Genomic DNA, 21,968 nt, shown 5'->3' on the forward strand with positions numbered 1-21,968 from the left:
CGATGACCCAACTGAACCTGAACACCTTAAGCCAACGCATCAAAGATCATAAAGAAGCGTTAATTCATATCGTTAAGCCGCCGGTATGCACCGAACGTGCGCAACATTACACGGCGATTTATCAGCAGCATCAGGATAAACCATTACCTGTGCGCCGCGCTCTCGCGCTCGCCCACCACCTTGCTGAGCGCACTATCTGGATTAAGCACGATGAACTGATCGTTGGTAACCAGGCAAGCCACGTTCGCGGTGCACCATTCTTCCCTGAGTACACCGTGGGATGGATTGAAACTGAAATTGATGAGTTGGGTGACCGCCCTGGTGCTGGTTTCTCAATTTCAGATGCTGATAAAGCGGTGATGCATGAAATTTGCCCATGGTGGCGTGGGCAAACCGTGCAGGATCGCTGCTACGGAATGTTCACCGACGAGCAAAAGGAGTTACTGGCGAGTGGCATCATTAAAGCCGAAGGAAATATGACTTCAGGCGATGCGCATCTGGCGGTCAACTTCCCACTGTTGCTGGAATTAGGCATTAATGGTTTACGTGCAAAAGTAGCCGAACGTCGTTCGCGTCTACATCTGACCGACTGGGAAGATCTGCACAAAGAGCAATTCCTGAAAGCTATTGATATTACTTTCGTTGCATTAAGCGAGCATATTCTACGCTACGCGGCACTTGCCAAAGAAATGGCGAGCACAGAGTCACGAGTGGCACGCCGTGATGAGCTGCTAGCCATTGCTGAAAACTGCGAACACATTGCTCATCATAAACCAACCTCATTCTGGCAAGCTTTGCAGTTGAGCTACTTCATACAGTTGGTATTGCAGATAGAATCTAACGGCCACTCCGTATCTTTTGGCCGCCTCGATCAATTCCTCTATCCGTGGTATCGCCGTGATGTCGAACTTGAACAAACCTTAGGTCGCGACCAGGCTATCGAACTCCTGCAAAGCTGTTGGTTGAAATTGTTGGAAGTGAACAAAATCCGCTCTGGTTCGCACTCCAAAGCCTCTGCCGGCAGCCCGCTTTACCAAAACGTCACCATTGGTGGCCAGACACTGGTTAATGGTGAAGCTGTGGATGCGGTGAATCCACTTTCATACGCCATCCTGGAATCATGTGGGCAATTACGCTCAACACAGCCAAACTTGAGTGTGCGCTACCATGCCGGAATGAGTAATGACTTCCTTGATGCCTGCGTTCAGGTGATTCGCTGTGGTTTCGGAATGCCTGCATTTAACAACGATGAAATCGTGATTGAAGAGTTCATTAAACTTGGTGTCAGCCGTGAAGATGCGTACGACTATGCAGCAATTGGCTGTATCGAAACAGCTGTTGGCGGCAAATGGGGATACCGCTGCACTGGCATGAGTTTCATTAATTTTGCCCGGGTCATGCTGGCTGCACTCGAACATGGTCGCGATGCTACCAGTGGTAAAGTTTTCCTGCCGCAAGAACATGCACTCTCAGCAGGGAACTTCACACAGTTTGATCAGGTCATGAATGCCTGGGATGATCAAATTCGTTATTACACCCAGAAATCCATAGAAATTGAGTGTGTTGTGGATACGGTTCTGGAAGAAAATGCTCACGACATTCTGTGCTCAGCCCTTGTGGATGACTGCATTGAGCGTGGTAAAAGCATTAAGCAAGGTGGCGCAAAATATGACTGGGTTTCTGGCCTGCAAGTCGGTATTGCCAACCTTGGAAACAGCCTTGCAGCAGTTAAAAAATTGGTGTTCGAACAAGGAGCGATTGGCCAACAACAGCTTGCTGAAGCACTGGCCAATGACTTTGAGGGTTTGACAGGTGAACAGCTACGCCAGCGCCTGATAAATGGCGCGCCAAAATATGGTAACGATGAAGATGAGGTTGATTTACTGTTAGCTCGAGCTTACCAAACCTATATTGACGAGTTGAAGCAGTATCACAATACTCGTTTTGGCCGTGGCCCTATCGGCGGAACTTACTATGCGGGTACTTCATCGATATCAGCGAACGTACCGTTTGGTGCTGCAACTATGGCAACTCCTGATGGGCGTAAAGCAACAACGCCACTGGCAGAAGGTGCAAGCCCGGCTTCAGGCACCGACCGTCTTGGCCCAACAGCGGTTATTAGCTCCGTCGGCAAATTGCCAACCAGTAAGATTTTGGGTGGTGTGCTGCTTAACCAGAAGCTGAATCCGGCAACATTAGATAACCCACGCGATCGTGAAAAATTGATGCTAATGCTGCGTACTTTCTTTGAAGCGCATAAGGGCTGGCATGTTCAATACAACATTGTTTCCCGTGAAACACTGGTTGATGCCAAACAACATCCTGATAAATATCGTGACCTGGTGGTGCGCGTAGCAGGTTATTCTGCTTTCTTTACTGCCTTATCTCCAGACGCGCAGGATGATATTATAGCCCGTACTGAACATACACTTTGATAATACTGGCGGTGCATCATGCGCCGCCTAACAATTGGCTGACATGAACTCCAGACAACAAATTATTTTACAGATGGTGATTGATCAAGGCCGCATGAGTGTGGCCGATCTTTCAAAAAAAACCGGTGTTTCAGAGGTAACCATTCGCCATGATCTCAATCTCCTGGAGAAGAAAAGTTACCTGAAACGTGCTCACGGTTATGCCGTTCCGCTAGATAGTGAAGATGTCGAAACCCGAATGATGAACAATTATTCGTTGAAACGTCATCTTGCTGATTTTGCCGCAACATTGGTAAACGATGGTGAAACAATTTTTATCGAAAATGGCAGTTGCAATGCACTGCTGGCTCGCGCGTTAGCCGAGCAGAAAAAAATCACTCTGATTACCGTCAGCAGCTACATTGCGCATCTTTTGAAAGATACCGATTGTGAAGTTGTGTTACTTGGTGGCATTTACCAGAAGAAAAGTGAAAGCATGGTTGGCCCTCTGACGCGGCAATTTATCCAGCAAGTGCACTTCAGCAAAGCATTTATCGGTATCGACGGCTTTTTACCGGAAACCGGATTTACCAGCCGCGACATGATGCGCGCTGATGTGGTTAACACCGTGCTAGAAAAAGGTAGTGAAACTATTGTACTGACTGACAGCTCTAAATTTGGTGCTATGCACCCCTACACTCTCGGCCCGATCTCGCACATTAACCGCGTCATTACAGACGATGCGCTTAGCGGAGTCGCTAGCCAACAATTGCAGGACACAGGGATACAGGTCAATATTGTTAAACAATTTCCCCTCGCATAACTTCAGTTGTATACCCAAAATAATTCAAGATGCAGTCAGGTAAGTGATTATTCGGCCCATCCATGGGCCTCACCCCTTTGAGGCGCTGTAAACAGCGTTCAAATCTGCTCCAGGCAGATTTGTCAGGTGAGTAAATGTAGCCAACGCACATGCAACTTGAAGTATGACGGGTATAACTGCCTGCATTCATTGTAGGCAGCTCTCTTATCAGAATTATCCTGCCTATCCTTTAAGATTATTTACCTATTGTTATTTCCAATACAAATTAGAATATTTAGTAGCGATATAACAGGAAGTGACAATCACTGCAGTTATCTTTTAGGTCTTATATCGTCATGCAGTTTCGCGGAACGCTCTTTAAGTTGGTTAATTACCACTATACTTAATCAGAGACTATTTCCGTGAATCAATAATTCAGGAGAAAGTATTATGACCTTAAATAACAAAAAAATTGCTGCCGTTGTGCTGGCTTTAACCGTTGCTACATCTCTGAGCGCCTGCTCCAACTGGTCCAAACGTGACCGTAACACAGCGATTGGCGCAGGTGCCGGCGCTGTTGGTGGTGCTGTCTTAACTGACGGTAGTGCATTGGGCACGTTAGGCGGTGCAGCTGTAGGTGGTATTATCGGTCATCAGGTAGGTAAATAAAGCTTGATACCAGAAAAAGCATAAATGCTTTTACAAATTATAAAATCTTTAATATTCAGGTCTGACTTTCAGCAGTCATAATAAAAGGCCACGGTATATTTACCGTGGCCTGATTATTTGTATTATATCTTAAACGAATCAACCACCTGCTAATTTTACCTTCATACCTTTAGCTTCCAGCAGCGATTTAATCAGATCGCGTTTATCTCCCTGAATCTCAATAACACCATCTTTTAGCGAACCACCACAACCACATTTTTTCTTAAGTTCAGCAGCTAATGTGGCAAGTTCAGCGTCATCCGCATCAATACCGGTGATCAAACAAACACCTTTGCCTTTACGGCCACTGGTTTGTCGTTGGATCCGCACTACCCCATCACCTTTTGGGCGAACGGGAGCCGATGCAGGCTCATCAATGCGACCTGTTTCAGTTGAGTAAACTAAACGGCTGTTATCGTCTTTCATCATTCACCTTGCAGCAATGAAGCGCGGATATCACGCAGCGTCTGAGAAGGATTTGCAGATTGGGTGATTGGGCGCCCAATTACCATGAAGTCTACACCTGCCGTTTGTGCTTGCTGCGGAGTCATGATGCGGCGCTGATCGCCTGCATCGCTTCCAACCGGGCGAATGCCTGGTGTAACGAGCTTAAATGATTGGCCCAATTCACTCTTGAAACGCACAGCTTCCTGAGCAGAACAAACCACACCATCTAATCCACAATTTTGTGTCAAACGGGCCAGGCGCTCAGCGTGTTCAGCTGGAGTGGCAGCAATGCCGAGATCGGCCAGATCGCTTGCTTCCATGCTGGTCAAGACAGTCACAGCAATCAGTAATGGCGCATCGTTGCCAAATGGCAGCAGAGCTTCACGTGCAGCCGTCATCATACGTGCTCCACCGCTGGCATGAACGTTCACCATCCAAACACCGAGTTCTGCCGCAGCGGCAACTGCATGTGCCGTCGTATTCGGAATATCGTGAAATTTCAGATCGAGAAATACGTCAAAACCACGCGCCTGAATATCTCGCACCAGTTGCGGTCCAAACAGAGTAAACATCTCTTTGCCCACTTTTAGACGGCAATCACGTGGGTCGATGCGATCGATGAATGCTAAGGCTTTATCACGATTATCGTAATCAAGTGCGACGACAATAGGAGAATCGGTGGCAACACGGGAGGATGATGATGCAGTTGAATTCATGGCTAAACCTTCTGATGTTGGACAGCACTGCGCCGCAAAGAGATAAACGGCAAGCATTCTACTCGTGGTACACACAAAATTACAGTTGCCATTACACCCTGCTAGGCATAATTAACTCGGTGCAGAGGTGAGTTTTATAAGAAAGATCACTAGTATGTTGTAACTAAAATATCTCTTTTTTTTAAAAATACCGATTACTGCCCATCCAGGCCTCGGATAGGTTTAATCGTTGACCATGCCCGGCAAGAAGGACAATGCCAATATAGTGTAAAAGCGGTGAAGCCACATTTCTGACAACGATAGCGCGGTTTAGTACGAACCTGTTCACCAACCATGTCACGAAGCACCATCAGGCTCTCTTTTGCACGCCCCTCTTCTGCTTCCTGCAAGTGGTAATCCATCAGGCGATGGAACACACGCATAGTTGGATGACGCTGGAGCTGGCGGTTGATATAAACTTGCGCGACTTCAGACCCCTCTTTATGTTCGAGAATCTCAGCCAGCATCAACTCTGCACCTGCTCCGGTGTTTTCTTCAACACAGCGTTTTAAGAACGCTTCCCACTCTTGTGGTTTATTTAATTGCAGATAGCAGGTCTGTAGCATTTCCAGCGTTTCGCTGACTAATTCGCTATCTTGATCAATAACGCGCTGCAATGTCTCAACAGCTTTTGCATATTCGTTACGAGCCATGAAGATGCGGCCCATCATGATAGATATGCGCGCACAATTTTTATCGGCAGCAGCCCCTTTCTTAAGCAGCGACATAGCTCGATCAAGGTCGTCGCTCCCCATCAATTGCACCGCCTGCTCACAATAGAAGTGGGCAATTTCAGTACGCTGTTTATCTTTCCCGAGCTTGACCAAACGTTCTGCTACTTCAATAGCTTTTTGCCAATCGCTGGTTGCCTGGTGAATCAGCAACAATTGTTGCAACGCGCCGATTCGGAAGTCAGTTTCATCGATCAACTGGGCAAACATATCTTCAGCGCGGTCGTACAATCCCGCCGCCATATAATCACGGCCCAACTGCTGTACAGCCAGCAAACGCTGCTCGTAGGTTAGTGAAGCACTTTCCATTAAAGACTGGTGGATACGGATAGCGCGGTCGACTTCACCACGAGAGCGGAACAGGTTACCAAGCGTAAGGTGGGCTTCAACGGTACTGGTATCTTCCTTGAGCATATCGAGGAAAAGATCAACAGCTTTATCTTGCTGGTTTGACAGCAAGAAGTTAACCCCCGCCACGTAGTCACGCGACAGGCGATTAGCCTCTTGTTGTTTATCTTGTTGTGCGCTTCTTCGCCCCATGTACCAGCCGTAGGCGGCAGCAATAGGAAGTAGCAGAAACAACAATTCCAGCATGGCAGGTTATTCCTTCACAGCCGGTACAACAGCCGCAGTTACATCAGATTCTGTAGTAATTTGCTGCTCCAGGCGTTTAATTTTACGATCGGCGCGCGCAAGTGATACCCGCAGGCGCAACCAGAACAGGCCACAAATCAGCCAGCCCAGTAAAAAACCCGCAGCAAAAAGAGTCGCCAACAAAGTGGAGACACGGTATTCGCCTTGTGCCAACAGATAGTTGAAATTAACTACCTGATCGTTTTGCGCGCCCAGAGTGACAGAAATCACAAAAATCGCTAGCACCAGTAAGAAAATGAATAAGTATTTCACATTACTTCCCGTCATGTGGTCTTACGCGACTAAATTATGCCCGAATGCTTTTACCCAACGGTATAAACTACCATTTCCCGGGTGTTCGGGGAATCCATAGAGAGCGTCCAATTCATAAGAAATGGGGATTAAATCAATAATCTCAAGGTTCATCATCCCGTTCGGCTATTTCATCAGCTTCTTGCGGCGGCGGTGAAAGCGGGCCGCATAATTTTTGAGCAAGCCAGGTTGCCAATGTTACCAACGCCCAGGAGATGATTGTGGCTACCACTAAATCCCGCGGCCAATGCATCCCGAGAAGCAACCGGCTGCCCATTACACCTGTTGCCCAAACTAACAGCAAAGCAATTGTCAAAGTTCGCCTGCGAGGCCACAACAATCCAACGCCCAATAAGGCCCAACTTGCCGCAAACATCGTGTGCCCTGACGGAAACGCAAAACCGGTCTCTTTTTGCCAGTGTTTACGTAACCAACCAGGGACTTCCTGTTGGGTTTCAAGCTGGCTTTTTACCAATTCGCTACGCTGCTTACGCTTTAAATTGTAGAACTCATCAGTTGGAATATGTTGCGTTTTTTCCAGCCACACAACAAACGGACGCGGTTCCTGCACTTTATCTTTGATGACAGATTTAACGCCCTGCCCAATAAGGATAGCCGCACCGAGTATGGCAAATAGCATCAGTGCTGCTTTTAAGCGAAACCTCAGGCACCATAAAAACCAACCGCAGAGCAAAACATGAGTAATAATGCCCCAGGGCTGGGTTACGGTTTCGGTCACCCAATACATCATTTTAAGCCCGATACTATTTCCACCGGGAACCCACTGCCACCCCGAAATCCATACGGCTAAAGGCATGATTAACAGTATTCCGGCACCCATTGTCGTTCGCTTTGCTATTGCCCGCATCACTTATCCTTATGCAATTTGAATATCAAGAATACCTGAAAAAGCGCACCGATGGGAAAACGTAGAGTAACGCAAAACGTAAAAATAGGAGCCGTGACAGTCAATTAGGTGAAGTACCCGCCGTTGTGGCAAAATAGCCAGAAGTAATTAAACAAGCCAGACAGCTGGCAGGCGCGATGAGTGCCAACATAAGTACCTGGAGAATTACATGCAGCTTAAACGTGTGGCAGAAGCCAAACTGCCAACCCCATGGGGCGATTTCCTGATGGTGGGCTTTGAAGAACTGGCAACTGGACAAGACCACGTTGCTCTGGTTTTTGGTGATATTAGCGGGAATGATTCTGTTCTGGCGCGAGTACATTCTGAGTGTCTGACGGGAGATGCCCTATTCAGCCTGCGCTGCGATTGCGGTTTCCAGCTTGAAGCAGCTCTTTCCCAGATTGCAGAAGAAGGCCGCGGTATTTTGTTATATCACCGTCAAGAAGGCCGTAACATTGGTCTGCTTAACAAAATCCGCGCCTATGCGTTGCAGGATAAAGGCTACGATACGGTCGAAGCCAACCACCAGCTCGGCTTTGCCGCCGATGAACGTGACTTCACGCTGTGTGCTGACATGTTTAAGCTATTAAGTGTTGATGCTGTACGCTTGTTGACCAATAACCCACGCAAGGTAGAAATTCTCAGTGAAGCGGGAATTAATATCGTTGAACGTGTGCCGCTGATTGTCGGCCGTAATCCGAAAAACGCGCATTATCTGGATACTAAGGCCGCCAAAATGGGCCATTTGCTATCTGAAGATTAAGAGATTTCTCCCCCATCGCTGGGGGAGATTTTTGTCTAATTTAGCATGTTGCGAATAACGTAATGCAGGATGCCGTCATTTTTGAAGTACGTTAGTTCATTGCCGGTATCAATGCGGCAGCGGCACTCCACCACCTCTTTTCTACCATCGGCAAAGGTTAATATCACCGGAACCGTAGCGCCTGGCGTCAGATCGTTGAGCCCACTGATATCAATAAACTCTTCACCCGTCAGACCTAACGTTTTACGCGTCACTCCCTGCGGGAACTCCAGTGGCAAAATACCCATGCCAATCAAGTTTGAACGGTGGATGCGCTCAAATGACTCAGCGATAACCACTCGCACCCCAAGCAGACGCGGGCCTTTTGCCGCCCAGTCACGGCTGGAACCGGAGCCATACTCTTTACCGGCAAACACCGCGAGCGGAATGCCTTTGTCGCGATATTTCATTGCAGCGTCATAAATTGAGATGACTTCATCGCCAGGTAGCAAACGCGTCATTCCCCCTTCAACACCAGGCACCATTTCGTTACGGATGCGAATGTTGGCGAAAGTCCCGCGCATCATTACTTCGTGGTTACCCCTACGCGATCCATAGGAGTTAAAATCTTTGCGCTCAACACCATGGTTTTGTAGATAACGCCCTGCAGGGCTATCAGGCTTAATACTTCCGGCTGGTGAAATGTGGTCAGTAGTTACTGAATCTCCCAGCATGGCCAGCACGCGGGCACCATGAATGTCCTGCAATGGTTTCGGCGTAGCTTCCATATCATCAAAGAATGGCGACAGACGAATATAAGTAGAATCACTCTGCCAACCGTAAGTATCTGAATGGTCTACTTCGATACTTTGCCACTCTGGCGTTCCCTCAAAGACTTCAGCGTACTCTTTATGGAACATTTCCGTTGATACCTGCGCGACTGCAAGGGCGATTTCCTGGCTGCTCGGCCAAATATCTTTGAGGTAAACAGGATCACCTTTGCGGTCATGCCCAAGTGGATCGGTGGTCAAATTGACGTTCATATTCCCGGCAAGGGCATAAGCCACCACTAAAGGTGGCGATGCCAGCCAGTTAGTTTTCACCAGCGGGTGAATACGCCCTTCGAAGTTACGGTTTCCTGACAACACGGCACCGACGGTCAGATCCCCCTTCTTAATTGCCTGTTCGATGGGGTCAGGTAACGGCCCGGAGTTACCAATACAGGTGGTGCAGCCATAACCAACCAGGTTAAAACCTAATTCATCGAGATAAGGGGTAAGTTTCGCTTTTGCCAGATAATCCGAAACAACCTTAGAGCCTGGTGCCAGTGAAGCTTTTACCCACGGCTGGCGTTTTAAACCTAAGGTCACGGCTTTTTTAGCCAGCAAGCCCGCCGCCATCAGAACGCTTGGGTTTGAAGTGTTAGTACAAGACGTAATTGCCGAAATAACCACCGCCCCGTCTGGCAACTGATAGCTCTTCCCTCCCATGGTGTAATCCACAGGTGCGCGATCTTTCTGGCTGCTATTTACTTCAAGCTCATTGCTAGCGCTAAAGGCTTTCGGCACGTCACCCAGTGCAACACGATCCTGTGGGCGTTTCGGCCCAGCGAGGCTTGCTTCAACCTCATCCATATCCAGGGCCAGCGTGCTGGTAAATACGGGTTCATCGCCCGTATTACGCCACATACCCTGAACCTTAGCATAGGCTTCCACCAGTGCTATTTGCTCTTCACTGCGTCCGCTCAGGCGCATGTAATCCAGCGTAACGGCATCAATCGGGAAGAAACCGCAGGTTGCACCATATTCTGGTGCCATATTGGCGATGGTTGCGCGATCGGCCAGTGGCAATGAGTCCAGACCATCACCATAGAATTCAACGAATTTACCAACCACACCGTGTTTACGGAGCATTTGCGTAACTGTGAGTACGAGGTCCGTCGCAGTAATGCCCTCCCGCAATTTGCCGTTAAGTTTAAAACCGACAACATCCGGGATCAGCATCGAAACAGGCTGACCCAGCATGGCAGCTTCCGCTTCTATACCGCCCACTCCCCAGCCCAGAACACCAAGGCCGTTGATCATCGTGGTGTGTGAATCGGTGCCCACCAGCGTGTCTGGATAAGCTACCAGTTCATCACCCTGCATTTCGCTCCATACTGCTTTTCCAAGATATTCCAGATTGACCTGGTGGCAGATTCCAGTTCCTGGTGGTACCACACTAAAACGACTAAATGCTTGTTGGCCCCAGCGCAGGAAAACATATCGCTCATGATTACGTTCCATTTCCAGGCGAACGTTTTCGTCAAAAGCATCATCATTACCGAAATGATCGACAGTCACGGAGTGGTCAATAACGAGGTCAACAGGAGAAAGAGGATTAACTTTGGCAACATCTCCGCCCAGACGTTTTACGGCTTCACGCATGGCGGCTAAATCAACCACTGCCGGTACGCCAGTAAAATCTTGCATCAGAACACGCGCGGGGCGATAAGCAATTTCACGATCGGCATGAGCATTCTTCAGCCATGCGGCCAGGGCATGAATATCATCCTGAGTGACGGAGTCTTCATCCTGCCAGCGCAGCAGGTTTTCAAGCAGAACTTTCAATGACTTGGGTAACCGAGTGATATCCCCAAGTTCCTTTGCGGCCAGCGGCAAGCTGTAATAGTGATAGGTTTTATTTAGCGCCTGTAAAGTATCCTTACTGGCCTCTCGTAGGGTTAACGACATAGCTCCTCCGTAAATTTCTTAGGATAGCGGTATCCCTGACTAAGATCAGGGACAGTATTAAAGATAACACAAAGATGTCGTAACGATTTGATAACAACCCAAATTGATAAATTGGGTTGTGTAAAGACAGAAGAAAGATTTGATTACACCCCGGAGGGGACCGGGGTGTTGGAATAATTAGTGAGTAAGCATCCAGATCATGTGGGCCCAAAATGCAAACGAAACGGAAAATACGCTAAGCCATGACCAGTATTTGGCACTACAGTGAGTATCCATAATCCACTCTCTTTATTTTTGGTAAACACTATGACTGAATAATTAATCAGTCTGCTTGAATATTGCTGTGTGTAGTGATTACTTAAAGAGTGAGGTGTTAATCACATATAATAAAAAAGTGTGATTGACCGCAAGTTAAATAAAGGTAAATAAAAATAACTCTTATTGTTCTATATGTTCGTCTGTTGAAAACAGATCGATAAATTCTTTTTGTTGTTGAGTCAACTGCCACGACTCAGGAACCTGAACTTCACCAGATTTTGCTTCTTTCTGCAGCTTGTCATCTTGCTGACGTACACTTTTTTGCACTTGTGTTTGAGCAAGGGTTGTCATAATTACCCCCAAAAATGCCAAGCTGCCAACGCGACAACGAGCCAGAACAGACCTGATACGAGAAACACCGCCATCCAGGCTTTACGCTTAAGCCCTGTTTCCTTTTGCGGTTCTTCACTTCCTGAAGGCATTGCTAACCTCATACAATCGGCACCACTTATCATAAATCATTAAACAATCGGTATAATTAATCGCCAGCTGGGATTAATCCTAAAGAAACTCTAGTACAAAAGCCAGCGAAATTGCTTTCCAGTTGCAGGAAAATATTTAATCTTTTGACCTGAAATAAATAATTGAAACAGTAAATTTGCGCAGTGGTTATTTATTATCTACGTTTGTCTCTTAATTGAGACAGATTAACCACTTATATTATGTGGGAAATGAGAGTTTTAAGAAGGGAATAAATATGGCGAGAGGTAAATCATATTCTTTATGCAAATGAGAAGAGGTATCTTTCGCGCATGGAAAGATACCTCGCGATATTATTTTGCTGGTAATTTAATATCTTTAAACATCGCTTCAATATCTTCGTTAGATTTTAATGCTACAGCGGTATCAACCACATCACGAGTCAGATGCGGGGCAAAACGCTGAATAAAATCATACATGTAACTGCGCAAGAACGTGCTACGGCGGAAACCAATTTTAGTGGTGCTGTGGCTAAATACGCCCTGGGCTTCAATACGCACCAAATCAGGGTCTGATACCGGGTCCACCGCCATGCTGGCAATAACCCCGACCCCTAATCCCAGGCGCACGTAAGTTTTAATCACATCAGCATCAGTTGCTGTGAACACGATACGTGGTGTTAGTCCCGCACGATTAAATGCCGTATCTAATTCAGAACGCCCGGTGAAACCAAAGGTGTAGGTAACCAGCGGATATTGCGCCAGTTCTTCGATAGAGACGGACTCTTTTGATGCTAGCGGATGATCAGGTGTGACAACAATCGAGCGGTTCCAGTGATAGCAAGGCAACATCACTAAATCATCATAAAGATGTAAAGCTTCGGTCGCTATCGCAAAATCGGCATTGCCTTTAGACACTGCTTCAGCAATTTGTGTTGGTGACCCCTGGTGCATATGCAGCGAGACACGCGGGTAGCGCTCAATAAACCCTTTAATCACATTTGGCAGCGCGTAGCGAGCCTGTGTATGGGTTGTAGCGACATACAGCGAACCTTTGTCCGGCCAGGTGTGCTCACCGGCGACAGATTTAATAGCATCCACTTTTGAGAGCACTTCGCGGGCAATTCGAATAATCTCCTGCCCGGCAGGCGTCACCTGAGTCAGGTGCTTGCCGCTACGCGCAAAGATCTGAATCCCCAGTTCGTCCTCCAACATACGAACTTGTTTACTGATCCCCGGCTGAGAAGTGTAAAGCCCTTCTGCCGTCGACGAGACGTTGAGGTTGTGATTTACCACCTCAACGATATAACGAAGTTGCTGTAGTTTCATGGCGTTCCATCCGCAGTAAAAGCAGCCCCGACACACGCAGTGGCAGGGGTTCAGACGAGGTGAAATTCTCTTCAACTACTATATCAGTTATATCATCTATGTATAGATTGAAAGAAAAAATAATAATCAGGTTATATAAAAGGATATAAAAAAGCCGGAGCAAATGCCCCGGCTTTTAAATTTTAAGAAGGATTACTTCTTACCTTCAACCCACTTACCATCAACAAAGAATGCTGACCAGCCAGTCGCTTTGCCTTCTTTTTCAGAAGAAACATACTGTTGCTTAGTCTTACGACTAAAGCGAACTACCGCTTTGTTGCCGTCTGCATCTTGCTGCGGTGCATCAGCCAGATAACGCAGTTTCTCTGGCAGACGGTCACGGAAGCGGTAAAGCTCTTCCACTAACGGCGCACGTGTTTCACGCGATTTAGGGAAAGTGTTTGCCGCAAGGAAAACACCCGCCGCGCCATCACGCAGGACAAAATAGGCATCCGACTTATCGCAAGGAAGTTCTGGCAACGGAACCGGATCTTCCTTCGGTGGAGCAACTTCACCGTTACGCAGGATCTTACGGGTATTTTTGCAATCGTCGTTAGTACAAGCCATGTACTTACCGAAACGTCCCATTTTCAGGTGCATTTCAGAACCACATTTCTCACACTCAACGATTGGGCCGTCATAACCCTTAATGCGGAACTCGCCCTCTTCGATTTCGTAACCATCACATGTTGGGTTATTACCACAAACATGCAGCTTACGTTTTGGATCGATGAGGTAGCTGTCCATCGCGGTACCGCATTTGGTACAACGACGTTTCGCACGCAGTGCGTTAGTTTCCGCATCATCCCCTTCAAGAACATTGAGGACTTCGTTTTCCGGCACCAGGTTGATGGTGGTTTTGCAGCGTTCTTTCACTGGCAATGCGTAGCCGGAGCAACCGAGGAACACACCGGTACTGGCAGTACGAATACCCATTTCACGACCACAGGTCGGGCAATCGATGCTGGTCAGTACCATCTGGTTTGGACGCATACCGCCTTCTTCCGGATCCAGCTCAGCTTTACCAAGTTGCTCACTGAAATCGCTAAAGAAGTTGTCCAGCACCCCTTTCCACTCGGCCTGATTATTAGCCACCTGGTCAAGGCTGCTTTCCATTTGCGCGGTGAAATCGTAGTTCATCAGCTCACGGAAGTTTTCTTCCAGGCGATCAGTAACGATTTCACCCATTTTTTCTGCATAGAAACGACGGTTTTCTACACGCACATAACCACGATCCTGGATGGTGGAAATGATCGATGCGTACGTAGACGGGCGACCAATCCCACGTTTCTCCAACTCTTTAACCAACGAGGCTTCACTAAAACGAGCCGGTGGTTTAGTAAAGTGCTGGCCAGGAATGATCTCAACCAGTGCGAGTTCATCGCCCTGCTCTACAGCTGGCAATGTACGGTCTTCGTCACCTTTGCGCAGCGCAGGCATCACTTTCGTCCAGCCATCAAAACGCAGCGTACGGCCACGCGTTTTCAGACGGAAATCACCGGCTTGCACAGTCAAGGTAGTGGAATCGTATTGCGCAGGCGTCATTTGGCACGCTACAAACTGGCGCCAAATCAGCTGGTAAAGTTTCTGTGCATCAGCTTCCATGTCTTTGAGCGACTCGGCAACAACACTCACATCAGAAGGACGAATCGCTTCGTGCGCTTCTTGCGAGTTTTCTTTGCTGGAGTAATGATTCGCGGCTTCTGGGAGATATTTCTTACCGAAACTCTCTTCGATATAACCACGTACCATGCTCACCGCATCCTGGCTCAAGTTAGTTGAGTCAGTACGCATGTAAGTAATATGGCCCGCTTCATAAAGACGCTGTGCCATCATCATGGTTTTCTTCACGCCAAAACCAAGACGGGTGCTCGCGGCCTGCTGCAAAGTGGAGGTGATAAATGGCGCACCAGGTTTGCTGCTGGTTGGCTTATCTTCACGCTCAAGCACCGAATAACTGGCTTTTTCCAGTTCGCTAACCGCAGACATGGTCTGCTCACGGTTAACCGGGCGGAATGGCTTGTCTTTATGGTGACTGACCTGAACCGGCAGACTATCGCCTTTCGGCGTCGTCAGGTTCGCGTCAATTTCCCAATATTCTTCCGGCACAAACGCTTTAATTTCGCGTTCACGGTCAACCACCAGACGCACAGCAACAGACTGTACACGGCCAGCAGAAAGACCACGGGCAATTTTCTTCCACAGCAACGGAGACACCATGTAGCCCACAACGCGGTCCATAAAGCGACGCGCTTGTTGTGCGTTAACACGGTCAATATTTAATTCGCCCGGCTTTTCGAAGGCCTGTTGAATTGCATTTTTTGTAATCTCGTTAAAAACAACGCGGCTGTAACGCGTTTCATCACCACCGATAACTTCCCGCAGGTGCCATGCAATGGCTTCCCCTTCGCGGTCAAGGTCGGTTGCGAGATAGATATGGTCTGCTTTTTCAGCCAGTGATTTCAGTTCCGAAACCACTTTTTCCTTACCAGGCAGCACTTCGTACTGTGCTTCCCAGTTGTGCCATGGATCGACACCCATACGATTTACGAGCGCGCCGCGTTCATCCTTTTTGACCTTTTTGGTCCCTTTGGTGGAGGCGGAGTCAGCGCTCTTCTTGGTGGTTGATCCACTGGTCGGCAAATCACGGATATGACCGACGCTGGACTTAACCACGTAGTCATTCCCGAGATATTTGTTGATCGTTTTGGCTTTTGCCGGGGACTCAACGATGACGAGAGCTTTACCCATATTCACCTTTACCTAATGTAATTCTTCCAGGAGACGTCGCACGCTAGTTGCACCTTCCACTGGCGACGCGCTTTTCTATATTGCGACAGCGTCAATGGATATCAACTCTTTTTTCATCACCAGCCAGATTAAGCGAACATTCGCAGGTGATTGAGATAACGAGTCTTTCGCATCGGTGACATAGCACGACGGAACTTTGGTTGAATGTCAAGCAATTCCGTTGCCAGATTTGCGAAAGCGTCACACTCTACCTGATAAAATGAGTTACGCAACTTTATTAGCATGCAGCACCGATTCCTGCCAGCACACTAAACTGATTAAATCACCTTAGGTTTACTCAGGAGATATTGCCCTTTGCAGTATAGCGGAAGTACACTACTGCCAGTTTTTAAAGGAGGAAATCATGAAACCGACCACTCAACCTATCGATAAACAGTCGCTAATTATTGAAGCCAACAAAGTTATCCGTGCCCATGAAGATTTCATGCATGGAATGGAAGCAACTGACGTCGAACAAAAAAACGGGGTGCTGGTATTCAAAGGTGAATACTTCCTTGATGAGCAAGGCTTACCTACAGGTAAAAGCACCGCCGTATTTAATATGTTTAAACATCTTGCGCATGTATTTGCTGAAAAATATCACCTGCAAGACTAAACAAAAAAACGAGGCCAAAAGGCCTCGTTTTTAATTACGCGCTGAATTTGATTACAACAGTGGTTTTTCACCACGCTGCCACCAGCGTAGCATAAGATTATCAAGGCTATTTGCCGCACTACCGGTAAAACGGTCCATCATTTTTTTACGGCGCGTATAGTGAACGTTGATTACTTCGCGGTCTTTCATCAGATTAATCAGCAAATCATCACTGGTGCTCACTGCATCGACCAAACCTTTTTCTAAAGCTTGAGTGCCATACCAATGTTCACCTGTCGCCACGGAATCAATATCTAATGATGGGCGCATATCATGGACAAACTGCTTAAACAGCTGATGGGTTTCGTTGAGGTCTTCACGGAATTTCTCGCGCCCCTGCTCGGTGTTTTCACCAAACAGTGTCAACGTACGTTTGTACTGCCCGGCAGTATGCAACTCAACATCTATATCATTGCGTTTTAGTAAGCGATGGAAGTTTGGAACCTGTGCGACGACACCAATCGAGCCAATAATAGAAAACGGTGCAGCGACGATTTTGTCAGCCACACACGCCATCATATAACCACCGCTGGCTGCTACTTTGTCCACAACGACCGTCAGACGTACTTTGCTGTCGCGCAGACGCTGTAATTGCGATGCAGCAAGCCCGTAACCATGAACAACACCGCCAGGACTCTCCAGACGCAGCAGAACCTCATCTTCGGGCTTCACTACGGCCAATACTGCGGTTATCTCTTCGCGCAGGGAAGTGACCTCGTGAGCATCCATACTTCCTTTAAAATCCAATACATAAAGTGTTGGCTTGCCAGAAATAACCGTTTCACCTCGTTTAGCGCGTGCTTTTGCTTGTTTCGCTTCGAGTTTGTGTTTTTTCTTTTGAGCTTTATGCCAGAGTTTTTGCTGATGGCCATCAAGCCTTGCCACCTGCATTTCTTCCTGCATTTCCTGGTATTGTTCACTTAAATTGGTGAGACGCAGCTCACCTCGCTGATGTCTTTTGCGACCGGCAACATTCACAATAATCGTGACAAGAATACCAATAGCCGCAACGACCGTGACAATTTTCGCCAAAAACAACCCATAGTTTGCAATCAGATCCACGCTTTCCGCCTTCCATTCAGAGCATTAAATATCTATCACCCAGTGTAACCGAGCCGTGATTCTACGTCTGTAAGCAACTATAAATGCTGCGAGCCCTCTTCCTGAATGCCTTTAGCAAAATGAAACTTTTGCAAAATGTTAATCAAAGGTATTGTCTCCTGTTGCCTGATTGAAATAACCAGTCCTTTCAGGCATAAAGCCTAAAGGTTATAAATCCGAGAAATAAGACGTGAGCAAAAGCATCGCGCGAGGAGTTGAGAGTGCACTATCAACCGAAAACAGATTTACTGCAAAATCGCATCATTTTAGTCACCGGCGCCAGTGATGGTATCGGACGGGAAGCCGCCTTAACTTATGCACGTTATGGTGCAAACGTCATTCTGCTTGGCCGCAACGAAGATAAGCTGCGTAGAGTCGCCGATGAAATCAACACCCGTTATGGCAGCTTGCCGCACTGGTTTACCCTGGATTTTTCCAACGCAACACCCGAAGACTGCCAGAGTCTTGCACAAAATCTTTCAGCTCTTTTTCCGCGCTTAGATGGTGTACTGCACAATGCCGGTATCCTCGGCGATATTTGCCCAATGGATGAACAAGATCCGCAAATATGGCAGAGCGTGATGCAGGTAAATGTTAACGTCACCTTCTTCTTGACTCAGGCATTGCTTCCTTTATTACTCAAATCTGATGCCGGTTCGTTAGTCTTCACAAGCTCAAGTGTAGGCCGCCAGGGACGTGCGGGCTGGGGTGCCTATGCGGTATCAAAGTTCGCCACCGAAGGGATGATGCAAGTGCTGGCGGAAGAATATAAACAACATAATTTGCGCGTCAATTGTATAAACCCCGGTGGTACACGTACTGCAATGCGTGCTAGCGCATTTCCCACAGAGGATCCTGATAAGCTGAAAACGCCACGGGACCTCATGCCGCTCTATTTATGGCTGATGGGCGATGATAGTCGTCGTAAAACAGGAATGAGCTTTGATGCTCAACCCAACCGTAAACCAGGAATTTCCGAATGAGTGAAGATCGTTACCAGCAGCGCCAACAGCGCCAAAAAGAGAAAGTCGATGCCCGCGTCGCTGCAGCACAAGATGAACGCGGTATTTTGATTGTCTTTACCGGAAACGGTAAAGGGAAAACAACAGCAGCTTTTGGCACTGCAACCCGTGCCGTTGGCCACGGTAAGAAAGTCGGTGTGATCCAGTTTATCAAAGGCCAGTGGCCAAACGGTGAACGTAATCTACTAGAACCACTGGGTGTTGAGTTTCAGGTTATGGCAACTGGTTTTACCTGGGATACTCAAAACCGTGAAACTGATACCGCAGCATGTCTGGAAGTGTGGGAGCATGCAAAGCGTATGCTGGCAGATGAGTCACTGGATATGGTTCTCCTCGACGAAATCACCTATATGGTCGCCTACGATTACCTGGCCCTTGAAGAGGTGCTGGTGTCGCTTACACAGCGTCCTGCAAACCAGACGGTTATCGTGACCGGGCGCGGATGTCATCGGGATATTCTTGAAGTGGCGGATACTGTGAGTGAGTTAAGGCCGGTCAAACATGCCTTTGATGCAGGCGTTAAAGCGCAAATCGGTATCGATTACTAGATAAAAAAATCCCCTCGTCAGAGGGGATTGATGTATTAGCTGGAGCGTCCACCGCGACGGCCACCACCACTACCCGTGGTTTGCGTGTGACGTTTCACCGCACGACGAATCTGGTTCGCCTTCATGCGGCGACGGTCTTTTTCTACCGCCACTTTGCTTTCTGTCTCTTCCTGCAACTCTACCAATTTACGCAGGTAGTTAGTTTGCCCCAGGTCGAGCTCAGTGTAACCACCACGTGGCAGGCCTTTTGGCAACTGGATGTCACCGTAACGCACACGAATCAGACGGCTAACCTGGACACCTACTGCTTCCCAGAGGCGGCGCACTTCACGGTTGCGGCCTTCAGTCAGAGTAACGTTGTACCATTGGTTAATGCCTTCACCACCGGTAAATTTGATGGTTTTAAACGCGGCCGGGCCATCTTCAAGCTGCACACCACGACCCAGTTGTTTCACTTTGTCGTCGTCAACTTCGCCAAACACACGTACTGCGTATTCACGCTCTACTTCGCGACTTGGGTGCATCAGGCGGTTTGCCAGCTCACCGTCAGTTGTGAAAAGTAATAAACCACAGGTATTCACATCCAGACGACCGACCGCAATCCAGCGCGCACCGCGCAGTTTTGGTAAACGGTCAAATACCGTTGGACGCCCTTCCGGGTCATTACGCGTACACAATTCGCCTTCTGGCTTGTAGTAAGCCAACACGCGGCAAATCTGTTCTGCAGATTCTTTAATGGAAATCAGGTGACCATCAATACGGATTTTCAGGGCCTGTGTTACTTCAACACGATCACCTAATTTGGCAACTTTGCCATCCACACTGACACGGCCGGCAGAGATAATGGTTTCAATCTCACGACGGGAACCATGGCCTGCACGGGCCAAAACTTTTTGTAACTTTTCGCTCTTATCGCTCATTGAGCTTCCTCGGGTGTCGCCTTCACAGGCGTCGAATTGGGATAATGAAGCATGTCAGCCCCATTTTAGGCCGCACAGTATAGCCGCAGACGCACTTATAAGAAAGGCTTAGCGTCACCGGCACCTTCGCGGATAACAACAGGTGCATCCTCAGTTAAATCAACAACCGTTGTCGGCTGCTGCCCAAGGTAACCACCGTGGATAACTAAATCGACAACCTTTTCGAGACGGTCCTTAATTTCTTCTGGATCTGACTCGGTAAACTCACTGCCTGGCAGCATCAGCGATGTCGATAACATCGGTTGATCCAGCACTTCCAGCAACGCCAACGCTATCGGGTTAGATGGAACGCGTAAGCCAATCGTTTTACGCTTTTCCTGCAACAAACGGCGTGGAACTTCTTTGGTGCCTTTGAGAATAAAGGTGTAATTACCTGGCGTGTTATTTTTGATTAAGCGAAACGCCACGTTATCAACAAACGCATATGTTGAAAGCTCGGATAAATCCCGACACATCAACGTAAAATTGTGCCCATCAGGCAAATGGCGAATGCGGCAAATGCGCTCCATCGCCGTTTTATCTTCAAGTTTACAGCCCAATGCATAACCCGAGTCGGTTGGGTAAACGATAACGCCGCCCTTACGAACAATTTCAACAGCCTGGTTAATCAGACGCTGTTGTGGGTTATCCGGGTGAATATAGAAAAATTGACTCATACGACTGCCCTCTATTTTGCGATGTGGCCGACATCCCAATTCTGCCAAACAGGTACTACGCCTGCAGGCAGCCAGAGCTTGCGCCCAAGCTCGATCCACGCGCAAGGCATATGGAAATCTGAGCCTTGTGACGCCAGCAAATTAAATTGCTGTGCGTAACTCGCAAGTTGGGTGCGCTCATTGGGAGCTTGCTGGCACTGCGCGACTTCCATGGCATCGCCACCACTTTCGGCAAAGTGCGCCAGCAACCTTTTCAGCCATTTAGCACTCAGGTCATAACGGCCTGGATGCGCCAGAACCGCTTGCCCGCCAGAATGATGAATGACATCAATAGCTTGTTCTATTGTACACCACTGTGGCGGAACGTAACCGGTTTTCCCCTTTGCGAGATATTTCTTAAACACATCAGCCATGGTATTGGCCTTACCACACTCCACTAAGAAACGCGCGAAATGCCCGCGAGTGACTTCGCCACCATTGGCATGACGCATTGCGCCTTCCAGTGTTCCGGGGATATGTGCTTTTTCCAGGCGTTCAGCAATTAATGTTGCTCGCTGAACACGGCGCTCACTCTGCTGGGCAAGAAACTCAGCTAATTGCGGATTGTGCTCATCTACACCTAGTCCAACAATATGTATTTCATGGTTTTCCCAGATGGTAGAGATCTCAACGCCGCTAATTAAACGCAGTGGCAATTGCAGGCGTGATACCGCTTCCCTTGCAGCAGCAATTCCGGCTACTGTGTCATGGTCTGTTATTGCCAGAATGCCAACACGCATTTCAACGGCTCGTTGTACTAACGCCTCGGGCGTTAGCAGGCCATCTGACGCGGTGGTATGGCTATGTAAGTCGTAAATCACCGCTAGTGTTGGTTGGCTCAAAATAACTCCGGGTGTGTTAATAAAATGAAAAACGCCGCTCATGATAA

At 48.0% G+C, this 21,968-nt stretch carries 22 protein-coding genes; 7 read left to right on the forward strand and 15 right to left on the reverse strand.

Going from position 1 to position 21,968, the window contains the following annotated elements; all coding sequences use genetic code 11:
• The first annotated feature begins 2 nt into the window (after positions 1-2).
• The 3 genes from GC128_RS06420 to osmB all read left to right on the forward strand — a co-directional run bounded on the left by GC128_RS06420 (position 3) and on the right by osmB (position 3,885).
• Positions 3-2,435 carry a formate C-acetyltransferase/glycerol dehydratase family glycyl radical enzyme gene (locus GC128_RS06420; RefSeq protein WP_151993606.1) on the forward strand — a complete coding sequence of 811 codons (2,433 nt, stop codon included), beginning with the start codon at positions 3-5 and terminating at the stop codon, positions 2,433-2,435.
• A gap of 43 nt (positions 2,436-2,478) precedes the next feature.
• Positions 2,479-3,237 (forward strand): DNA-binding transcriptional regulator YciT, encoded by a 759-nt coding sequence (yciT, locus tag GC128_RS06425; protein WP_151993607.1) that lies wholly within the window; start codon positions 2,479-2,481, stop codon positions 3,235-3,237.
• Between the two features lie 429 nt (positions 3,238-3,666).
• The gene (gene osmB, locus GC128_RS06430; RefSeq protein WP_034455440.1) at positions 3,667-3,885 is read left to right on the forward strand and encodes an osmotically-inducible lipoprotein OsmB; all 219 of its coding nucleotides are present in this window, start codon (positions 3,667-3,669) and stop codon (positions 3,883-3,885) included.
• A 138-nt stretch (positions 3,886-4,023) separates the two neighbouring features.
• Here osmB and yciH read toward each other — a convergent pair whose 3' ends face one another.
• The 5 genes from yciH to pgpB all read right to left on the reverse strand — a co-directional run bounded on the left by yciH (position 4,024) and on the right by pgpB (position 7,670).
• The gene (gene yciH, locus GC128_RS06435; RefSeq protein ID WP_151993608.1) at positions 4,024-4,350 is read right to left on the reverse strand and encodes a stress response translation initiation inhibitor YciH; all 327 of its coding nucleotides are present in this window, start codon (positions 4,348-4,350) and stop codon (positions 4,024-4,026) included.
• Positions 4,350-5,087, reverse strand: a complete 738-nt coding sequence (pyrF, locus tag GC128_RS06440) for an orotidine-5'-phosphate decarboxylase (protein ID WP_151993609.1) — start codon at positions 5,085-5,087, stop codon at positions 4,350-4,352. The genes yciH and pyrF overlap by 1 nt, the downstream gene beginning before the upstream one ends.
• A 194-nt stretch (positions 5,088-5,281) precedes the next feature.
• Positions 5,282-6,451 (reverse strand): lipopolysaccharide assembly protein LapB, encoded by a 1,170-nt coding sequence (gene lapB / locus GC128_RS06445; protein WP_151993610.1) that lies wholly within the window; start codon positions 6,449-6,451, stop codon positions 5,282-5,284.
• 6 nt (positions 6,452-6,457) lie between these two features.
• Positions 6,458-6,763, reverse strand: a complete 306-nt coding sequence (locus tag GC128_RS06450) for a LapA family protein (RefSeq protein WP_151993611.1) — start codon at positions 6,761-6,763, stop codon at positions 6,458-6,460.
• 142 nt (positions 6,764-6,905) lie between these two features.
• Positions 6,906-7,670 (reverse strand): phosphatidylglycerophosphatase B, encoded by a 765-nt coding sequence (gene pgpB / locus GC128_RS06455; RefSeq protein ID WP_151993612.1) that lies wholly within the window; start codon positions 7,668-7,670, stop codon positions 6,906-6,908.
• Positions 7,671-7,878: 208 nt separating this feature from the next.
• Between pgpB and ribA the strand changes: the two genes are divergently transcribed.
• A complete protein-coding gene (gene ribA / locus GC128_RS06460) occupies positions 7,879-8,472 on the forward strand; it encodes a GTP cyclohydrolase II (protein WP_034455434.1) in 594 nt (197 codons plus the stop codon).
• Positions 8,473-8,507: 35 nt separating this feature from the next.
• Here ribA and acnA read toward each other — a convergent pair whose 3' ends face one another.
• From acnA to topA, 6 genes are all read right to left on the reverse strand, one after another.
• The gene (acnA, locus tag GC128_RS06465) at positions 8,508-11,183 is read right to left on the reverse strand and encodes an aconitate hydratase AcnA (RefSeq protein WP_151993613.1); all 2,676 of its coding nucleotides are present in this window, start codon (positions 11,181-11,183) and stop codon (positions 8,508-8,510) included.
• A 177-nt stretch (positions 11,184-11,360) separates the two neighbouring features.
• A complete protein-coding gene (gene ymiC / locus GC128_RS23260; protein WP_325063687.1) occupies positions 11,361-11,459 on the reverse strand; it encodes a small membrane protein YmiC in 99 nt (32 codons plus the stop codon).
• A gap of 162 nt (positions 11,460-11,621) precedes the next feature.
• A complete protein-coding gene (locus tag GC128_RS22960; protein WP_193216224.1) occupies positions 11,622-11,792 on the reverse strand; it encodes a hypothetical protein in 171 nt (56 codons plus the stop codon).
• Between the two features lie 2 nt (positions 11,793-11,794).
• Positions 11,795-11,956, reverse strand: a complete 162-nt coding sequence (locus tag GC128_RS23235) for a YmiA family putative membrane protein (protein ID WP_074388631.1) — start codon at positions 11,954-11,956, stop codon at positions 11,795-11,797.
• A 318-nt stretch (positions 11,957-12,274) separates the two neighbouring features.
• The gene (gene cysB, locus GC128_RS06475) at positions 12,275-13,249 is read right to left on the reverse strand and encodes an HTH-type transcriptional regulator CysB (RefSeq protein ID WP_064511628.1); all 975 of its coding nucleotides are present in this window, start codon (positions 13,247-13,249) and stop codon (positions 12,275-12,277) included.
• A gap of 192 nt (positions 13,250-13,441) precedes the next feature.
• Positions 13,442-16,039 carry a type I DNA topoisomerase gene (gene topA, locus GC128_RS06480; RefSeq protein WP_151993614.1) on the reverse strand — a complete coding sequence of 866 codons (2,598 nt, stop codon included), beginning with the start codon at positions 16,037-16,039 and terminating at the stop codon, positions 13,442-13,444.
• A gap of 403 nt (positions 16,040-16,442) precedes the next feature.
• On the opposite strand from topA, the gene GC128_RS06485 reads away from it, so the two are divergent.
• Positions 16,443-16,694: a YciN family protein gene (locus GC128_RS06485; RefSeq protein WP_034455430.1), complete on the forward strand. Its 252-nt coding sequence runs from the start codon at positions 16,443-16,445 to the stop codon at positions 16,692-16,694.
• A gap of 51 nt (positions 16,695-16,745) precedes the next feature.
• Here the strand turns inward: GC128_RS06485 and sohB are convergent, their stop codons facing one another.
• The gene (gene sohB, locus GC128_RS06490; protein ID WP_151993615.1) at positions 16,746-17,795 is read right to left on the reverse strand and encodes a protease SohB; all 1,050 of its coding nucleotides are present in this window, start codon (positions 17,793-17,795) and stop codon (positions 16,746-16,748) included.
• Positions 17,796-18,055: 260 nt separating this feature from the next.
• On the opposite strand from sohB, the gene GC128_RS06495 reads away from it, so the two are divergent.
• Entirely contained in the window at positions 18,056-18,817 is a 762-nt protein-coding gene (locus GC128_RS06495; RefSeq protein ID WP_151993616.1) for a YciK family oxidoreductase, read from the forward strand.
• Positions 18,814-19,404: a cob(I)yrinic acid a,c-diamide adenosyltransferase gene (gene cobO, locus GC128_RS06500; protein ID WP_151993617.1), complete on the forward strand. Its 591-nt coding sequence runs from the start codon at positions 18,814-18,816 to the stop codon at positions 19,402-19,404. The genes GC128_RS06495 and cobO overlap by 4 nt, the downstream gene beginning before the upstream one ends.
• Before the next feature lie 35 nt (positions 19,405-19,439).
• On the opposite strand, the gene rluB is transcribed toward cobO, so the two are convergent.
• The 3 genes from rluB to rnm all read right to left on the reverse strand — a co-directional run bounded on the left by rluB (position 19,440) and on the right by rnm (position 21,963).
• Complete coding sequence (gene rluB, locus GC128_RS06505; protein WP_064511633.1) at positions 19,440-20,324, reverse strand: 23S rRNA pseudouridine(2605) synthase RluB; 885 nt, start codon at positions 20,322-20,324, stop codon at positions 19,440-19,442.
• 95 nt (positions 20,325-20,419) lie between these two features.
• Positions 20,420-21,040 (reverse strand): L-threonylcarbamoyladenylate synthase, encoded by a 621-nt coding sequence (locus GC128_RS06510; RefSeq protein WP_034455425.1) that lies wholly within the window; start codon positions 21,038-21,040, stop codon positions 20,420-20,422.
• 11 nt (positions 21,041-21,051) lie between these two features.
• Positions 21,052-21,963 (reverse strand): RNase RNM, encoded by a 912-nt coding sequence (gene rnm / locus GC128_RS06515; protein ID WP_151993618.1) that lies wholly within the window; start codon positions 21,961-21,963, stop codon positions 21,052-21,054.
• Positions 21,964-21,968 lie beyond the last annotated feature (5 nt).

The organism is Buttiauxella massiliensis (assembly GCF_902500225.1).
In the GTDB taxonomy this organism is placed as follows: Bacteria; Pseudomonadota; Gammaproteobacteria; order Enterobacterales; family Enterobacteriaceae; genus Buttiauxella; species Buttiauxella massiliensis.

Coding starts and splice junctions, on each gene's coding strand:
- lapB (WP_151993610.1), bottom strand. CDS start 6,451: ATGCTGGAATTGTTGTTTCTGCTACTTCCTATTGCTGCCGCCTACGGC.
- GC128_RS06420 (WP_151993606.1), top strand. CDS start 3: ATGACCCAACTGAACCTGAACACCTTAAGCCAACGCATCAAAGATCAT.
- yciH (WP_151993608.1), bottom strand. CDS start 4,350: ATGAAAGACGATAACAGCCGTTTAGTTTACTCAACTGAAACAGGTCGC.
- GC128_RS22960 (WP_193216224.1), bottom strand. CDS start 11,792: ATGACAACCCTTGCTCAAACACAAGTGCAAAAAAGTGTACGTCAGCAA.
- cysB (WP_064511628.1), bottom strand. CDS start 13,249: ATGAAACTACAGCAACTTCGTTATATCGTTGAGGTGGTAAATCACAAC.
- cobO (WP_151993617.1), top strand. CDS start 18,814: ATGAGTGAAGATCGTTACCAGCAGCGCCAACAGCGCCAAAAAGAGAAA.
- pyrF (WP_151993609.1), bottom strand. CDS start 5,087: ATGAATTCAACTGCATCATCATCCTCCCGTGTTGCCACCGATTCTCCT.
- osmB (WP_034455440.1), top strand. CDS start 3,667: ATGACCTTAAATAACAAAAAAATTGCTGCCGTTGTGCTGGCTTTAACC.
- yciT (WP_151993607.1), top strand. CDS start 2,479: ATGAACTCCAGACAACAAATTATTTTACAGATGGTGATTGATCAAGGC.
- rluB (WP_064511633.1), bottom strand. CDS start 20,324: ATGAGCGATAAGAGCGAAAAGTTACAAAAAGTTTTGGCCCGTGCAGGC.
- acnA (WP_151993613.1), bottom strand. CDS start 11,183: ATGTCGTTAACCCTACGAGAGGCCAGTAAGGATACTTTACAGGCGCTA.
- pgpB (WP_151993612.1), bottom strand. CDS start 7,670: ATGCGGGCAATAGCAAAGCGAACGACAATGGGTGCCGGAATACTGTTA.
- GC128_RS06510 (WP_034455425.1), bottom strand. CDS start 21,040: ATGAGTCAATTTTTCTATATTCACCCGGATAACCCACAACAGCGTCTG.
- ymiC (WP_325063687.1), bottom strand. CDS start 11,459: ATGGATACTCACTGTAGTGCCAAATACTGGTCATGGCTTAGCGTATTT.
- topA (WP_151993614.1), bottom strand. CDS start 16,039: ATGGGTAAAGCTCTCGTCATCGTTGAGTCCCCGGCAAAAGCCAAAACG.
- ribA (WP_034455434.1), top strand. CDS start 7,879: ATGCAGCTTAAACGTGTGGCAGAAGCCAAACTGCCAACCCCATGGGGC.
- rnm (WP_151993618.1), bottom strand. CDS start 21,963: ATGAGCGGCGTTTTTCATTTTATTAACACACCCGGAGTTATTTTGAGC.
- GC128_RS23235 (WP_074388631.1), bottom strand. CDS start 11,956: ATGATAAGTGGTGCCGATTGTATGAGGTTAGCAATGCCTTCAGGAAGT.
- GC128_RS06485 (WP_034455430.1), top strand. CDS start 16,443: ATGAAACCGACCACTCAACCTATCGATAAACAGTCGCTAATTATTGAA.